The 12,381-nt window shown below is 71.0% G+C and carries 10 protein-coding genes; 7 read left to right on the top strand and 3 right to left on the bottom strand.

What is annotated here, in order from left to right; all coding sequences use genetic code 11:
- The first annotated feature begins 13 nt into the window (after positions 1 to 13).
- From MTS1_RS15495 to MTS1_RS15470, 6 genes are all read left to right on the top strand, one after another.
- On the top strand, positions 14 to 658 hold the full coding sequence (locus MTS1_RS15495; protein ID WP_144083427.1) for a hypothetical protein: 645 nt from the start codon (positions 14 to 16) through the stop codon (positions 656 to 658).
- Positions 636 to 1,304 (top strand): hypothetical protein, encoded by a 669-nt coding sequence (locus tag MTS1_RS15490; RefSeq protein WP_144083426.1) that lies wholly within the window; start codon positions 636 to 638, stop codon positions 1,302 to 1,304. The genes MTS1_RS15495 and MTS1_RS15490 overlap by 23 nt, the downstream gene beginning before the upstream one ends.
- A gap of 147 nt (positions 1,305 to 1,451) precedes the next feature.
- A complete protein-coding gene (locus tag MTS1_RS15485) occupies positions 1,452 to 2,966 on the top strand; it encodes an AlkA N-terminal domain-containing protein (protein WP_023955651.1) in 1,515 nt (504 codons plus the stop codon).
- Positions 2,963 to 3,523 (top strand): methylated-DNA--[protein]-cysteine S-methyltransferase, encoded by a 561-nt coding sequence (locus MTS1_RS15480; RefSeq protein WP_023955650.1) that lies wholly within the window; start codon positions 2,963 to 2,965, stop codon positions 3,521 to 3,523. Before MTS1_RS15485 ends, MTS1_RS15480 begins: the two co-directional genes overlap by 4 nt.
- Positions 3,524 to 3,827: 304 nt before the next feature.
- The gene (locus MTS1_RS15475) at positions 3,828 to 5,678 is read left to right on the top strand and encodes an ABC transporter ATP-binding protein (RefSeq protein ID WP_023955649.1); all 1,851 of its coding nucleotides are present in this window, start codon (positions 3,828 to 3,830) and stop codon (positions 5,676 to 5,678) included.
- Positions 5,675 to 7,486 (top strand): ABC transporter ATP-binding protein, encoded by a 1,812-nt coding sequence (locus tag MTS1_RS15470; RefSeq protein ID WP_023955648.1) that lies wholly within the window; start codon positions 5,675 to 5,677, stop codon positions 7,484 to 7,486. Before MTS1_RS15475 ends, MTS1_RS15470 begins: the two co-directional genes overlap by 4 nt.
- 86 nt (positions 7,487 to 7,572) lie before the next feature.
- Here MTS1_RS15470 and MTS1_RS15465 read toward each other — a convergent pair whose 3' ends face one another.
- Both MTS1_RS15465 and MTS1_RS15460 read right to left on the bottom strand, forming a co-directional pair.
- Entirely contained in the window at positions 7,573 to 8,490 is a 918-nt protein-coding gene (locus tag MTS1_RS15465) for an N-acetylglucosamine kinase (RefSeq protein ID WP_036305962.1), read from the bottom strand.
- Complete coding sequence (locus MTS1_RS15460) at positions 8,487 to 9,467, bottom strand: acetylxylan esterase (protein WP_023955646.1); 981 nt, start codon at positions 9,465 to 9,467, stop codon at positions 8,487 to 8,489. Before MTS1_RS15460 ends, MTS1_RS15465 begins: the two co-directional genes overlap by 4 nt.
- Before the next feature lie 115 nt (positions 9,468 to 9,582).
- Here MTS1_RS15460 and MTS1_RS15455 point away from each other — a divergent pair, with 115 nt between their 5' ends.
- Positions 9,583 to 11,799: an NADP-dependent isocitrate dehydrogenase gene (locus MTS1_RS15455; RefSeq protein WP_023955645.1), complete on the top strand. Its 2,217-nt coding sequence runs from the start codon at positions 9,583 to 9,585 to the stop codon at positions 11,797 to 11,799.
- A 75-nt stretch (positions 11,800 to 11,874) separates the two neighbouring features.
- Here the strand turns inward: MTS1_RS15455 and MTS1_RS15450 are convergent, their stop codons facing one another.
- Positions 11,875 to 12,327, bottom strand: coding sequence for a GNAT family N-acetyltransferase (locus tag MTS1_RS15450; RefSeq protein ID WP_023955643.1), 453 nt, complete (start codon positions 12,325 to 12,327; stop codon positions 11,875 to 11,877).
- Between the last annotated feature and the right edge of the window lie 54 nt (positions 12,328 to 12,381).

The raw sequence follows: 12,381 nt of genomic DNA, 5'->3' as shown, positions 1-12,381 counted from the left end.
CGGATTGGTGTTGATGATGAGTTCGTGTGCGGCGACACCGGGTGACGAACAGCCGGCCGCAGACCTGTACACCCAGGCGCGCGAGCAGTTCACGGCGATGGCCGACGAACTGCACACCGTGATCATGGCGATCGAGCCGACCGAGTGGCGCGTCGATCAGGGGCAGTACGGAGCGCGCCCGAGCGGATGCCAGCTGGGCGTGAGCTCGGAGACCGGATACTCGTTCACGGCGGTGCGCGCGCTCGAGCTGCCGGATCGGGATGCCGCGGAGATCGCGGCAGCGGCATCAAAGGGCTTCGCCGAGCTCGGTATCGACGCGGAGACCGTCGAGCGCGGTTCGGGGGATGCGCGAGAGGTGACGGTTGTGGGTGAGAGCGACGCCGCCCGTACCGTGGTCGTGATCCGGCCCCTCGATGGTCGTGTGCTCGTCTCCGGTGAGACCGCCTGCATTGCGGGCGCGAGCTCGGACATCCTCACGACGATGTTCGGTGAGGAACTGTACCCCGACGACGTCTGGCGGCGGCTCCCCGCAACGGAAGGCCCCTTGTCGGTGCCGCAGTTCTTCTTCCCGCCCGACGGCCCGATCTACTACAACGAAGACGGAACGCCGGTGCAGCCGCAGCCGGTCGTGACGGATGCCCCGGTCCCCTCGCGATGAAGGCCTGCGCCGCTGGCGGACGTTGCGCGAGACGAGCGCGGGCCGCCTCGGCATCGCCGCCGTCGTGATTCTCCCCGTGCTGCTGGCGAGCGGATGCGCGAATCCGGTCGGGCTCGAAGGCGGCGAGACGTATGCGCAGGCGCGGGACCGCTTCGTCGCGATGGCGACGGGCGTGCACACGATGGTCATGGCGATCGAGCCGACCGAGTGGCGCGTCGTGGACGGGTCGTACGGCGCTCACCCGACGGGATGTCAGCGCGCGCTCAACGAGGGCGGGGGATACCGCCTCGTCGCCGTCCGCGGTCTCGAGCTGCCGGGACGCGACCCTCGGGAGGTGGCCGGGGTGGCAGTCGAGGCTTTCGCCTCGTTGGGAATCGACAGCCACATGGCCGACCGGGGGCAGGGCGAGGCGCGAGAAGTGACCGTCGTAGCCGAGGGCGGCATGGCCGAGCGGGCGGTCGTCAGCATCCGTCCCGCGACGGGCCAGGTGCGGGTTTCGGCCGAGACAGAGTGCGCCCCAGGATCGGCACACGATCTCGCGACTGAGGTCTTCGCCGAAGAACGCCTGCCGGACGATGTCTGGCGCCGCCTCCCTGCCGTCGACGGTCCGGCCTCCAAACCGTCGTTCTCGTTCCCGCCGCCGTGACCCGCCGCCCTCGTCGACTCGCCAGAAAGCGCGGATTCGGAGGGGGCGGCATCCGCATTCTGTGGCGAGTCGACGGGGGAGGGAGCCGGGGACAGTCGTGTCCGATTTCCGCGAGCCGGTGTCGGCGGGGCATGTCAGGCTGGGGGCATGGCCAGTGACGGGATGACGTTCGACGAGCGGTACCGCGCGATCGACGCGCGCGACCGCCGCTTCGACGGCCAGTTCGTCACGGCGGTGCGCTCGACGGGCATCTATTGCCGCCCGAGTTGCCCCGCGCGCACCCCTCGGCCCGCCAACGTGACCTTCTATCCGACGAGCGCCGCCGCCCACGAGGCCGGATACCGCGCGTGCAAGCGCTGCCTGCCCGAGGCCACCCCCGGGTCGCCGCAGTGGAACCTTCGCGGCGATCTCGCAGCCCGGGCCATGCGCCTCATCGCCGACGGTGTCGTCGACCGCGAGGGCGTTCCGGGGCTCGCATCCCGCCTCGGGTACTCGTCGCGCCACCTCACCCGGCTCCTCGCGGCGGAACTCGGCGCGGGCCCGCTCGCCCTCGCCCGCGCCCACCGGGCCCACACCGCGCGCACGCTGCTGGTCGACACCGACCTGCCGATCGCCGACGTCGCCTTCGCCGCGGGGTTCGCGAGCGTCCGGCAGTTCAACGAGACGGTCGGCGAGGTCTTCGCGATGCCTCCCGGCCAGCTGCGTGCGCGACGGCAGGCGGGGGAGCGGATGCCGGGCCGCATCGACCTCGTCCTGCCGGTGCGCGAGCCGTTCGACGCCGCGGGCCTCTTCGGATGGATGCGGGCCCACGCGATCCCCGGCGTCGAGTCGGGCGACGAGCGCTCGTTCGCCCGCGTGATCCGTCTCGCCGGCGGGCCGGCGTGGTTCGAGGTTCGCCAGGATGACGCGGGGCGTGTGCGCCTGCGTGCCGAGCTGGCCTCGCTGGCCGACCTGTCGACCCTCATCGCCCGCGTGCGTCGGCTGTTCGATCTCGATGCCGATCCGACGGCCATCGACGAGGCCCTCGCGCGGCATCCCGAGATCGCGCCTCTCGTGGCGCGGATCCCGGGCGTGCGCCTGCCGGCGGCGATCGACCCCGACGAGATGCTCATCCGCGCGATGATCGGCCAGCAGATCAGCGTCGCCTCCGCCCGCACCGTGCAGGGGCGCCTGACCGCCGAGCTCGGCGAGCCGGTCGAGACCGCCGCCGGCCCCGCCACCCTCTTCCCGACGATGGCGGCGATCGCCGAGCGAGGCGCTGAGGTCCTGCGCGGTCCCGGCGCCCGCATCCGGGCGATCGTCGGCGCCGCCACCGCGCTCGCCGACGGCTCGCTGCGCCTGTCTCCGGGCGACGACACCCACGAGCAGCGCGCTGCGCTCCTCGCCTTGCCCGGCATCGGGCCCTGGACCGCCGACTATGTGCGGATGAGGGTGCTCGGCGACCCGGACATCCTGTTGCCCGGCGACGTCGCGGCACGCGCGGGCGCTGCCGCCGCCGGCATCCCGGCCGGCCCGTCCGAGCTGGTGGCCTGGGCCGAACGCACGGCGCCCTGGCGCAGCTACCTCATGGCGCATCTCTGGTACGCCGCACCCGTCACGCAGGCTTGGCGCGAAAGCGCGACCGAGCCGACCCTCCCGACGTCTCGAAAGGCCCGCACATGACCGCCGTCTCCGACGCTCCCACGCCGCTCAAGCCTGCCGCGACCGCGGCCGCGCGGGGCGAAATTGCCTCGATCCAGACCGTCGCGACCCCCGACGGTCCCTTCACGATCCTCGAGGCCGGCGGAGCGGTGCTGGCGTCCGGGTGGACGGCTGACCCGGTCGCGATCCTCGACCGGCTCCGGCCCGCCGCCCGCCCGGCGCGGGTCGTCGAGGCCCCCACGGATGCCGCCGCCGCGGTCGCCGCGTACTACGACGGCGACCTCGCGGCGATCGACGCGGTGCCGGTGCGCCAGTCGGGCACGGCGATGCAAAGAGCCGGCTGGCAGGCGCTCCGCGGGATCGCGCCGGGCGAGCCGCTGACCTACACCGGCTTCGCGGCGGCGCTCGGCTCGCCCGGCGCGGTGCGCGCGGCGGCATCCGTCTGCGCGCGCAACGCCGCGGCCCTCTTCGTGCCGTGCCACCGCGTACTCCGCACGGGTGGGGCGCTCGGCGGGTTCGCCTGGGGCGTCGAGGTGAAGCAGCGACTGCTGGCGCGGGAGGCGCGGCACAACGGCTGAGCGCGGATTCGTCCTTGCACTCAGCGAATACTCAGGTATAGCCTGGAGGGCTCCCGTGTGTGCAGCGGGTGCTCTGTCCGCTCGACCTCAGGAGGAAGCCATGTCCCCGGCCATCGTCATCACGAAGTCCGTAGCTCTCCTCATCACGGTCGACGGACGCCCCGCACGCGGAGGAATCGCCCGGTAGCTCCGGGAAGCGCTTCGTCGCTTCCGACGTTTCCTCCCGCGGGGCCCCGGTCCCGCTTCGCCGCGCTCGCGCGCGCCCCTCGCCGTCTTCGGCATCCGCTCGACACACCTCAGGATCATGACTTCCTCGACGCCCCCTCGTCTGTCCACGCCGCGCGCGCTCGCGCGTCTGCTCCCCTTCGCCAAACCGGTGCTGCCCCGGCTGAGCCTCGGCTTCGTCAGCGCGCTCATCGCGAGCCTGCTCGCCCTCGGCATCCCGCTCGTCCTCGAGGTGATCGTCGGGCCTGACGGCCCGATCAACTCGGGCGACCCGTGGCTCATCGTCCTCGGCGCCGGCGCCGTTCTCGCCCTCGGTCTGCTCGAGGCACTCATGGTCTGGGCGCGCCGCTGGTTCGTCCTCGCCCCGGCGACCAAGGTCGAGTACGAGCTGCGCACCGACTTCTTCGCGCGCCTGCAGCGACTGCCGGTCGCCTTCCACGACCGCTGGCAGTCGGGTCAGCTGCTCAGCCGGATGATGCAGGACATCAGCCTCATCCGCCGCTGGCTCGCCTTCGGCATCGTCCTGCTCGTCGTGAACATGCTGACCATCGTCGTCGGCTCGATCATCCTGTTCCGGTGGCACTGGCTGCTCGGCACGATCTTCGTCGTGGTCTCGGCGCCGCTGTGGATCGCGGGATTCATCTTCGAGAACCGCTACGGCCTGCTCTCTCGGCAGAGCCAGGACCAGGCGGGCGACCTCGCCACGGCCGTCGAGGAGTCGGTGCACGGCATCCGCGTGCTGAAGGCGTTCGGCCGCGGCGGACACGCCCTGCAGAAGTTCACGCGTCAGGCCGAGACCCTGCGCGAGACCGAGGTGAAGAAGGCCAAGGCGGTCGGCTGGATCTGGTTCTGGCTCGTGCTGCTGCCCGACATCGCCTTCGCGCTGTGCCTCGGGGCGGGTATCTACCTCGTCCAGGCCGGTGAGCTCGGTGTCGACTCGCTCATCGCCTTCTTCGCGATGGCGACGATCCTGCGCTGGCCCGTCGAGTCGATCGGCTTCCTCTTCTCGTTCCTCGTCGATGCGCGGACGGCGACCGACCGCATCTTCGAGGTCTTCGACGAGCAGAACACGATCGTCGACCCCGAGAACCCGACGACCATCGCGCAGCCGCGGGGCGAGCTCGTCTTCGAAGGCGCTCACTTCCGGTACCAGGACGCCCCCGAGAGTGAGCGCGACCTGCTCGACGGCATCGACCTGGCGCTGCGACCGGGCGAGACGATGGCCCTCGTCGGCCTCACCGGTTCGGGCAAGACGACGCTGACGACCCTGCCCGGGCGCCTGTACGACGTCACGGGAGGCCGCGTGCTGCTCGACGGCGTCGACGTGCGCGACCTGCGGCTCGACGAGCTGCGCCGTCACGTCGGCATGGCGTTCGAGGACGCGACGCTGTTCTCGCAGACCGTCCGGGAGAACGTGCTTCTCGGTCGCGAGGACCTCGAACGCGGCAGCGCGGAAGCCGAGCGCGTCATGCGCGAGGCGCTGTCGGTCGCGCAGGCGAACTTCGTCGACACGCTGCCCGAGGGAGTCGACACGGTCATCGGCGAAGAGGGGCTGAGCCTGTCGGGCGGACAGCGCCAGCGCCTGGCGCTCGCCCGTGCCGTGGCCGCCCGCCCGGCCGTGCTGGTGCTCGACGACCCGCTGTCGGCGCTCGACGTCGACACCGAGGCGCTCGTCGAAGACGCGCTCCGCGAGGTGCTGGCCGACACGACGGCGCTCATCGTCGCGCATCGCCCCTCGACCGTGACCCTCGCCGACCGCGTGGCACTGCTCGAGGAGGGGCGCGTGACCGCCGTCGGCACGCACTCCGAGCTGCTGCGCACGAGCGAGCACTACCGGCACGTGATCTCGAGCCTCGAGGACGAGCAGGAACGACACGACCAGGGCCGACACGACCAGGAACGACAGGATGAAACGGAGGTGACCCTGTGAGCACCGTCACCGGGACGAGCGGCGAGGACCGCTCCGACTACACCCGTGAGGAGAGCCGCGAGATCCGGCGTCGCTCGCTGCGCCTGCTCGGGTCGCTGGTCTCTCCGCTGCGCATGCAGCTGGCGCTGGCGGCGGTCGTGCTCGTCGTCTCGACGGCGCTGCGCGTCGCAGGCCCCGCCCTCGTCGGCTGGGGCATCGCCAACGCCCTGCCCGCCGTACAGCAGGAAGCGGACTGGATGCCGACCATCGCGGTCGTCATCGTCTTCCTCGTCACCGCTCTCGGCGGTGCCGCGCTCATCGGCTGGTACGCCGTGGTGGCGGCGCGCCTGACCCAGGCGGTCATGATCGACCTCCGCAAGCGCATCTTCCGCCACACGCAGCGCCTCAGCCTCGAGTTCCACGAGTCGTACACGTCCGGACGCATCATCTCGCGCCAGACGAGCGACCTCGACACCATCCGCGAGCTGCTCGACGGCGGCCTGAACGAGCTCGTCTCGGGTCTGCTCTACGGCGGGTTCACGCTCATCGCGCTGCTGCTGCTCGACTGGCAGTCGGGGATCATCCTCGCGGTCATGGGCATCCCGCTGTTCCTGCTCATGCGCTGGTTCTACCTACGGTCGCAGGTCGTCTACCGCGAGTCGCGTGTCATCAGCGCGAAGGTGATCGTGAAGTTCGTCGAGTCGATGACCGGCATCCGCGCGGTCAAGGCGTTCCGCAAGGAGCCCGCGAACGACGCCGAGTTCGGGGGGCTCTCGAGCGACTACCGCGATGTGAACATGCGCTCGATCCGCCTGTTCGGAACGTTCGAGCCGGCGCTCATGGCGGTGGCATCCGTCTCGCTCGCCCTCGTGCTGGCCTGGGGCGGATTCCGGGTGGTCGACGACACGCTGAGCCTCGGGTTCCTGCTGTCGGCCGTCCTGTACGTGCGGAACTTCTTCGCGCCGATGCAGGAGGTGGCGTTCTTCCTCAACTCGTACCAGTCGGCGACGGCGGCGCTCGAGAAGGTCTCGGGTGTGCTCGAGGAAGACCCGACGGTCCCCGACCCGACCGATCCGGTCGAGCTGCGGGAAGCCCGCGGGCACCTGCGCTTCGAGGACGTGACGTTCGGGTACTCGGATGCCGTGACGATCCTGCCCGACTTCGCGCTCGACATGCCCGCCGGGCAGACGATCGCGCTGGTCGGCACGACAGGTGCGGGCAAGTCCACGCTCGCCAAGCTCGTCGCGCGGTTCTACGACCCCACGAAGGGGCGCGTCACGCTCGACGGCGTCGACCTGCGCCAGCTGCACCCGAAGGATCTGCGCCGGGCGATCGTCATGGTCACGCAGGAGGCGTACCTGTTCAGCGGGACGGTCGCCGACAACATCGCGCTCGGCAAGCCCGACGCGACGATGGACGAGATCCAGGCGGCGGCGAAGGCCGTCGGGGCGCACGAGTTCATCGAGCGGCTGCCCGACGGTTACGCCACCGACGTCAACAAGCGCGGCGGCCGGGTGTCGGCGGGGCAGCGTCAGCTGATCTCGTTCGCGCGAGCCTTCCTCGCCGACCCGGCGGTGCTGATCCTCGACGAGGCGACGGCGTCGCTCGACATCCCGAGCGAGCGGCAGATCCAGGAAGCCCTGGGCACGCTGCTGGCCGACCGTACGGCGATCATCATCGCGCACCGCCTGTCGACGGTCGCCATCGCCGACCGGGTGCTCGTGATGGAGCACGGTCGCATCATCGAGGACGACACCCCCGCCGCGCTCATCGCCGGCACGGGCAAATTCGCCCAGCTGCACAGCGCCTGGCGCGAGTCGCTCGTCTGAGGCCCGCCGAGAACGCACCGCCGTCGCGAGAACGCACCCGAAACGGTGCGTTCTCGCGGGCGCGGTGCGTTCTCGGTGGCGGCGGCTCAGCCGGCGCGGTGGGTGACCGCGGCGAGGGGATGCGAGGTGTCGAGATCGGCGAGGGCCATCACCCCGTCGATGCCGACGCCGACGGGCGCCACCAGCCGCACCGACGCGTCGCCCGCGTGCAGGTCGGCGGTGAATGCCTCGAGCAGCGGTGCCGAGCCGAAGACACCGCCGATCGCGCACACCGGGAAGGTCTCCTCGTCGGTGCGGACCTGGGCGATCGCCGCGCGCACACTCTGCGCGAGCTCGTGCGCGGCACGCACCGAGATGTCCTGCGCGACGGCGTCGCCGGCGACCGCGGCACGCGCGACGACGGCGGCGAAGCTCGCGACGATGCGGACCCGGTCGGGGTCGGCCTGCAGACTCATGTAGGCCTGCGACAGGTCGGGCCAGCGGTCCGAGACCGCCGCCGTCAGCTCGGTCGTCGGCCCCCGGCCGTCATAGGCGCGCATCACGGCATCCAGGGCCTCACGGCCGATCCAGTATCCGCTGCCGGCGTCGCCCATGATCCAGCCCCACCCGTCGACGCGAGCGGTGGTCTCCGCGCCGACGGCGAGGGTGACGACCCCGGTGCCGGCCGCGACGACAGCCCCACGCCGGTCGCCGAGCGCGCCGAGGAACGACGTCGTCGAGTCGTGGGCGAGGACGACGCGGCGCACGCCGTGGGCCGCCGTGAGAGCGAGCATCGCGTCGGCGTCGGCATTCGCGTCGGTCAGCCCCGAGATGCCCGCGACCACCACGTCTGCCGGTGCGCCCGTGCGTGCGATCGTCTCGGCCACGACGGATGCGAGCTGGGGGAGGAGCGGCTCGCCGGTCCGGATGCCGGGAAAGAGCAGGTCGCCGCCGGATGCCGCAGCCGCGCGCACCTTGATCCCGCTCTGTCCCGCGTCGATCGCGAGCACTCGCCGTGTGCTCATGCGCTGCCGCCGAGCACACGACGCAGGAAGGCGGCCTGCGCCTCCCACTGGTATCCCTGGCCGCCCTCGTGCTCGTTGAAGGGGAAGACCGACATCTCCTTGTGCGCGCCGCGGTAGGCGTTGAACGCGGCGTAGACCGTCGAGGGCGGGCACACGGGATCGAGCAGTCCGACCGAGAACAGGGTCGGCGCGTCGGCGCGGCGAGCGAAGTTCACGCCGTCGAAGTACGACAGTGTCTCGAAGGCCCGCGCCTCGGCGCCGCGGTGCACGGCGAGCCAGCGCACGACCTCCTGGTAGGGGTCGCTGCCGGTGAAGCCGATGGCGCGCTCGAAGTGGCAGAGGAAGGGGACGTCGGGCATCGCCGCGACGAGACCCTCGCTCAGGCCGGCTGCGGCGATCGCGATGCCGCCGCCCTGGCTGCCGCCGGTGACGGCGACCCGGGAGGCGTCGACCTCCGGCAGCGACCGCACGGCGTCGACCGCGCGCACCGCGTCGGTGAACACCCGCCGGTAGTAATAGGTCTCGGGCGACTCGATGCCGCGCGTCATGAAGCCGGGCACGGCCGGGCCCGAGCCGTGGGGGTCGGGGGTCTCTCCGCCGCTGCCCCACACGCTGCCCTGTCCGCGGGTGTCCATGACGAACGAGGCGTACCCCGCGGTGGCCCAGGCGAGCCGCTCGGTCGGCAGACCGCGTCCGCCGCCGTAGCCGACGAACTCCACGACCGCCGGCAGCGGCCCCTCGCGATGCGCGGGGAGGATCAGCCACGCCTTCACGGGGTCGCCGCCGTACCCCGGGAAGGTCACGTCGTGCACGTCGACCGTCGCGTACAGCTCGGATGCCGCAGACACGGTCACCTCGCCGCCGGCCTCACGCGAGCCCGCGATCGTGGCGGACCAGAAATCGTCGAAATCGCTGGGCTCGCTCACCTCCGGGCGGTAGTCCTGAAGTTCGGCGAGCGAGAGATCGAAGCGCGGCACGCGCTCACCCTAGCGCGAAGCCCGCAGGCGTGAGAGATATCTCGACATCGAGAGAACCACGCCCGTGCGATACGCTGAGGATCGACCCTCGACGCGCTTTTTGGAGAGACGACACGTGCCCGACTCGACCATCATCTACACGTACACCGACGAGGCGCCGGCACTGGCCACCGCCTCCTTCCTGCCCATCGTCGAGGCCTTCGCCGGTGCGGCCGGCGTGGCCATCGAAACCCGCGACATCTCGCTGGCGGGCCGCATCCTCGCCGCCTTCCCGCAGAACCTCACCCCCGAGCAGCAGGTCGGCGACGCCCTGGCCGAGCTCGGCGGCCTGGCGACGCTGCCCGAGGCCAACATCATCAAGCTGCCGAACATCTCGGCCTCGATCCCGCAGCTGAAGGCGGCCATCGCCGAGCTGCAGGCCGCGGGGTACGACATCCCGAACTACCCGGACGAGCCGCAGAACGTCGACGAGAAGGACGTCCGCGCGCGCTACGACCGCATCAAGGGCTCCGCCGTGAACCCCGTGCTGCGCGAGGGCAACAGCGACCGCCGTGCGCCTCTGTCGGTGAAGAACTACGCGCGCAAGCACCCGCACCGCAACAAGCCGTTCGCCGAGGGGTCGAAGACCCGCGTCGCGACGCTGGGTCACGACGACTTCAAGTCGAACGAGACCTCGACGGTCATCGAGGGCGACGACGTCCTCGCCATCCGCTTCACGGCTCAGGACGGCACCGTCACCGAGCTGAAGTCGGGCCTGAAGGTCCTGCCGGGCGAGGTCGTCGACGCGACGTTCCTCTCGGCCGCGGCCCTCGACGCATTCCTCGCCGACACCGTCGCGCAGGCCGCGTCGGATGACGTGCTGTACTCGGTGCACCTGAAGGCGACGATGATGAAGGTCAGCGACCCGATCATCTTCGGCCACGTCGTGCGCGCCTTCTTCGCCGACGTCTTCGCGCGCTACGGCGACGACCTGGCCGCCGCCGGCCTCACCCCCAACGACGGTCTCGGCGCCATCCTCGCGGGGCTCTCGCAGCTCGCGAACGGCGACGAGATCCGCGCGGCCTTCGAAGCGGCCATCGCCTCCGGCCCGCGCCTGTCGTACGTCAATTCCGACAAGGGCATCACGAACCTGCACGTGCCCTCCGACGTGATCGTCGACGCCTCGATGCCCGCCCTCATCCGCAACGGCGGCAAGCTGTGGGGCGCCGACGGCGGCGAGGACGACACGATCGCCGTCATCCCCGACTCCTCCTACGCCGGCGTCTACCAGGCGACGATCGAGGACGTCATCGAGCACGGCCCCCTCGACCCCGCCACCATCGGCTCGGTGCCCAACGTCGGTCTGATGGCTCAGGCCGCCGAGGAGTACGGCTCGCACGACAAGACCTTCGAGATCCCCGCCGCGGGAACCGTCGAGGTCGTCGACTCGTCGGGCGGTGTCCTGCTGTCGCACGAGGTCCAGGCCGGCGACATCTGGCGTGCGACGCAGACGAAGGACGTCGCGGTGCGCGACTGGGTGAAGCTCGCCGTCACCCGCGCGCGTGCGACGGGTGTGCCCGCCGTGTTCTGGCTCGACGAGAACCGGGCGCACGACGCGAACCTCATCGCGAAGGTGAAGACCTACCTCGCCGACCACGACACCGACGGCCTCACGATCGAGATCCTGGCTCCCGCCGACGCGACGCGCTACTCGCTCGAGCGCATCCGTCGTGGCGAGGACACCATCTCGGTCACCGGCAACGTGCTGCGCGATTACCTCACCGACCTCTTCCCGATCCTCGAGGTGGGCACGAGCGCCAAGATGCTCTCGATCGTCCCGCTGCTGGCCGGTGGTGGTCTGTTCGAGACCGGCGCGGGCGGTTCGGCTCCGAAGCACGTGCAGCAGCTCGTCGCCGAGAACTACCTCCGGTGGGACTCGCTGGGCGAGTTCTTCGCCCTCGCCGCCTCGTTCGAGCACCTCGCCGAGTACACCGGGAACGCTCACGCGAAGGTGCTCGCCGACACGCTGGATGCCGCGACCGGAACGTTCCTCGAGCAGGACAAGTCGCCGGGCCGCGCGCTGGGCACGATCGACAACCGCGGCAGCCACTTCTACCTCGCGCTGTACTGGGCCCAGGAGCTGGCGGCTCAGACGGTCGACGGCGAGCTCGCCGCGGCCTTCGCTCCGGTCGCCGAGGCTCTCGCCGCGAACGAGTCCACGATCGTGGAAGAGCTGATCGCGGTGCAGGGTTCGCCGGCCGAGATCGGTGGCTACTACCGTCCCGACGCCGAGCTGGTCGCCGCCGTCATGCGCCCCTCGGCGACGCTCAACCGCATCATCGACGGGCTCTGAGCTCTTCTCGATACGGCGGAACGCCCCGGTCGCTTCGGCGTCCGGGGCGTTCCTCGTCGTGCGTGGGGGAGTCCGTCAGAAGCGGATCTCGGCGACGACCTCGCCGTACTCGGTCTCGTCGACAGGTGTGAAGCCGACGCGCGTGAAGAACGCCTCGGGGCCGCCCTCGCCCGCCTCGTAGATCACGTTGAGGCAGTCGAATCCGCGCATGCGCGCCTCGTCGACCAGTTGCTCGACGGCGAAGCGTCCGACACCGCGGCCCTGGTCGTCGGCGTCGACGTTGATCCGCCACAGCACGGAGCGGAAGTGCTCGTGCGGCGCGTCGGGGTCGAAGCCGGCGCTGACGAAGCCGACGACCTCGTCGCCGTCGAGGATGACGCGCTGCCAGGACGTCGCCGGGTCGACCACGGTCGCGGCGATGGCGTAGCTCTCGGGCACGACGAAGCGCTCCTGCCCGGGCTTCAGCGACAGGTTGTTCACCGCGACGATCGTCGACGCCGACAGTTCTTCCACTCGGAGGTCAGCCATGGTCACAGGCTAACGGTGATCGATCCGCCGCGCATCGGTCGATCGGACGATGAG

It is taken from the genome of Microbacterium sp. TS-1 (assembly GCF_000509385.1).
In the GTDB taxonomy this organism is placed as follows: Bacteria; Actinomycetota; Actinomycetes; order Actinomycetales; family Microbacteriaceae; genus Microbacterium; species Microbacterium arborescens.
Note: the sequence above shows the minus strand (reverse complement) of the source record. Positions and strands in the feature narration are given on the sequence as shown.

What these genes read in the sequence shown, in the direction of transcription:
- MTS1_RS15450 (WP_023955643.1), bottom strand. Translation starts at nt 12,327, where the DNA reads ATGGCTGACCTCCGAGTGGAAGAACTGTCGGCGTCGACGATCGTCGCG.
- MTS1_RS15480 (WP_023955650.1), top strand. Translation starts at nt 2,963, where the DNA reads ATGACCGCCGTCTCCGACGCTCCCACGCCGCTCAAGCCTGCCGCGACC.
- MTS1_RS15465 (WP_036305962.1), bottom strand. Translation starts at nt 8,490, where the DNA reads ATGAGCACACGGCGAGTGCTCGCGATCGACGCGGGACAGAGCGGGATC.
- MTS1_RS15485 (WP_023955651.1), top strand. Translation starts at nt 1,452, where the DNA reads ATGGCCAGTGACGGGATGACGTTCGACGAGCGGTACCGCGCGATCGAC.
- MTS1_RS15475 (WP_023955649.1), top strand. Translation starts at nt 3,828, where the DNA reads ATGACTTCCTCGACGCCCCCTCGTCTGTCCACGCCGCGCGCGCTCGCG.
- MTS1_RS15490 (WP_144083426.1), top strand. Translation starts at nt 636, where the DNA reads ATGCCCCGGTCCCCTCGCGATGAAGGCCTGCGCCGCTGGCGGACGTTG.
- MTS1_RS15495 (WP_144083427.1), top strand. Translation starts at nt 14, where the DNA reads ATGATGAGTTCGTGTGCGGCGACACCGGGTGACGAACAGCCGGCCGCA.